Consider the following 1,089-nt stretch of genomic DNA (forward strand, 5'->3'; position numbering starts at 1 on the left):
ATCCACAAGGCCTGAGCGTCCGATGGCCATCACGCTTCGTCAGTCCGATACCGATTTCGAGCAACGTTTCGCCGCCTTCCTCACGACCAAGCGGGAGGTCTCCGCCGATGTCGATGCCGCGGTGCGCGACATCATCGCGCGCGTGCGCGCGGAGGGCGACGCGGCACTGATCGACTATACGCGGAAATTCGATCGCGCCGATTTGACCGGCCTCGGCATTGCCGTGTCTAAGGAAGACATCGCAACCGCCTACGAAACGGCCGACCCAAAGACGATCGAGGCGCTGGAGTTCGCGCGCGACCGCATCCGCTCGCATCATGAACGGCAGCGGCCGAAGGACGATCGCTATACGGATGCCGCCGGCGTCGAGCTCGGCTGGCGTTGGACGGCGATCGAGGCCGTCGGGCTCTATGTGCCGGGCGGTACGGCGAGCTATCCGAGCTCGGTGCTGATGAACGCCGTGCCGGCCAGAGTGGCCGGCGTCGAGCGCATCGTCATGGTCGTGCCGGCGCCGGGCGGCATCATCAATCCGCTGGTGCTGGTGGCAGCGGACATATCAGGCGTGTCCGAAATCTACCGCGTCGGCGGCGCGCAGGCGATCGCCGCCCTCGCCTATGGCACCGAGACAATCCGGCCGGTCGCCAAGATCGTCGGCCCGGGCAATGCCTTTGTCGCGGCAGCCAAGCGCCAGGTTTTCGGCACCGTCGGCATCGACATGATCGCCGGGCCGTCGGAAGTGCTTGTCGTGGCCGACGGCAGCAACGATCCGAACTGGATCGCTGCCGACCTGCTGGCCCAGGCAGAACACGACGCTTCGGCGCAGTCGATCCTGGTCACCGACGATCCGGCTTTCGGCATCGCGGTCGAACAGGCGGTCGAGCGCCAGTTGCAGAGCCTGCCACGCGCTGAAACGGCAGCGGCGAGCTGGCGCGATTTTGGTGCCGTGATCCAGGTGTCGACCATCGACGCCGCGCTGCCGCTGGTCGATCGCATCGCCGCCGAACATGTCGAACTGGCCATCGACGACGCCGAGGGCTTCCTGTCGCGGATGCGCAATGCCGGTGCGGTCTTTCTCGGCCGCCACACGCC

General features: G+C 66.7%; 1 protein-coding gene. It reads left to right on the plus strand.

Annotation, left to right across the window (positions count from 1 at the left end):
• Positions 1–22: 22 nt before the first annotated feature.
• Positions 23–1,089: histidinol dehydrogenase (gene hisD, locus EN991_RS37370; RefSeq protein ID WP_127370582.1), on the plus strand; the 1,067-nt coding region annotated here is incomplete at its 3' end.

Origin of the sequence: Mesorhizobium sp. M7A.F.Ca.US.005.03.2.1, assembly GCF_003997795.1 — a bacterium.
In the GTDB taxonomy this organism is placed as follows: domain Bacteria; phylum Pseudomonadota; class Alphaproteobacteria; order Rhizobiales; family Rhizobiaceae; genus Mesorhizobium; species Mesorhizobium ciceri.